Source organism: Escherichia sp. S10b, from assembly GCF_028421345.1.
In the GTDB taxonomy this organism is placed as follows: domain Bacteria; phylum Pseudomonadota; class Gammaproteobacteria; order Enterobacterales; family Enterobacteriaceae; genus ECMA0423.
Window position 1 is genome coordinate 1 of sequence record NZ_JAHZSO010000143.1, and the last position, 1,656, is coordinate 1,656.

The following is a 1,656-nucleotide window of genomic DNA, read 5'->3' on the forward strand; positions in this document are numbered from 1 at the left end:
TGGTCATTCTGCATGGATACGAAAAGATCCGCTGGCCGGATGCACCGGAGTGGGCGAGCCGGGAAACCTGGCTGGAGTGTGTCCAGGACAGTACCGAACCGTCATCCTCACCGGAACCGGTATCCACGCCTGTTAAAAAACAAAAACGGAAGAAAACAGTAACTGACGATGTTAACCCCTGGCTGACTTCCGGAGGATGGTTATGAACCAGAATGATATCGAAGCCATGATTCAGCGTTATACGGAAGCTGAAATGGCGGTGCTGGACGGAAAATCCGTCACCTTTAATGGTCAGCAGATGACCATGGAAAACTTATCTGAGATCCGGCAGGGACGGCAGGAGTGGGAGCGCCGCCTTGCGGCTCTGATTACACGACGACTGGGGCATCCCGGGTACCGGCTGGCGAGGTTCTGATGGCAATTCTTGATGATGTGATTGGCGTTTTTTCACCTGGATGGAAAGCGGCAAGGCTGCGTTCCCGTGCGGTGATCCAGGCTTATGAAGCCGTAAAAACGACGCGGACACACAAAGCCCGACGGGAGAACCGAACTGCCGACCAGCTAAGCCAGTACGGGGCCGTGTCGTTACGTGAGCAGGCCCGTTACCTTGATAACAACCACGATCTGGTTATTGGTGTATTTGACAAGCTGGAAGAACGGGTGGTGGGGAAAAACGGGATTATTGTCGAGCCACATCCGGTATTACGCAATGGGGCCATTGCCCGTGATCTGGCAGCGGAGATTCGCACCCGATGGAGTGAATGGTCTGTCAGCCCGGAAGTCACCGGGCAGTTTACCCGTCCGATGCTGGAACGTCTGATGCTGCGTACCTGGCTGCGCGATGGTGAGGTGTTTGTCCAGATGGTTTCCGGGCGCATAAACAGCCTGACGCCTTCTGCCGGTGTTCATTTCTGGCTGGAGGCGCTCGAGCCAGACTTTATTCCCATGACCAGTGATGAGAGCAACAGGCTGAATCAGGGCGTGTTTGTTGATGACTGGGGGCGTCCCGAAAAATATCTGGTGTATAAAAGCCGTCCCGTATCCGGACGGCAGATGGAAACCAAAGAAGTGGATGCAGAGCGAATGCTGCATCTTAAATTTGTTCGCCGTCTGCACCAGATGCGCGGGACGTCTTTGTTGTCCGGTGTGCTGATCCGCCTCAGTGCCCTGAAAGATTATGAAGATTATGAGCTGACTGCAGCAAGGATCGCCGCTGCTCTGGGGATGTACATCCGCAAAGGCGACGGGCAGAGCTATGAACCGGATGGTAATGGCAGCAAGGATAAGGAACGCGAGCTTACCATTCAGCCAGGCATTATTTACGACGATCTGAAACCCGGCGAAGAAATCGGAATGGTGAAGTCGGATCGCCCCAATCCTAACCTTGAAACTTTTCGTAATGGTCAGTTGCGTGCCGTGGCGGCGGGCAGTCGTCTGAGTTTTTCCAGTACAGCGCGCAACTATAACGGCACTTACAGCGCCCAGCGTCAGGAGCTGGTTGAATCTACTGATGGCTACCTGATCCTGCAGGACTGGTTTATTGGTGCCGTCACCCGCCCGATGTATCGTGCATGGCTGAAACAGGCTGTGGCATCCGGTGTTATCAGGCTACCCCGCGATCTTGACCGTTCTTCACTGTATACCGCGGTGTATTCC

2 protein-coding genes and 1 pseudogene are annotated in these 1,656 nt (G+C 54.4%); all 3 read left to right on the forward strand.

Annotated features, from left to right (window positions below; genetic code table 11):
- Nucleotides 1–206: pseudogene (locus FTE26_RS08865) on the forward strand (terminase gpA endonuclease subunit); the annotation flags it as partial.
- Complete coding sequence (locus FTE26_RS08870) at nucleotides 203–415, forward strand: hypothetical protein (RefSeq protein ID WP_202757518.1); 213 nt, start codon at nucleotides 203–205, stop codon at nucleotides 413–415. The pseudogene FTE26_RS08865 and the gene FTE26_RS08870, both read left to right, overlap by 4 nt.
- Nucleotides 415–1,656, forward strand: a 1,242-nt coding sequence (locus FTE26_RS08875) for a phage portal protein (protein WP_272457551.1), incomplete at its 3' end; no start/stop codon positions are given. The genes FTE26_RS08870 and FTE26_RS08875, both read left to right, overlap by 1 nt.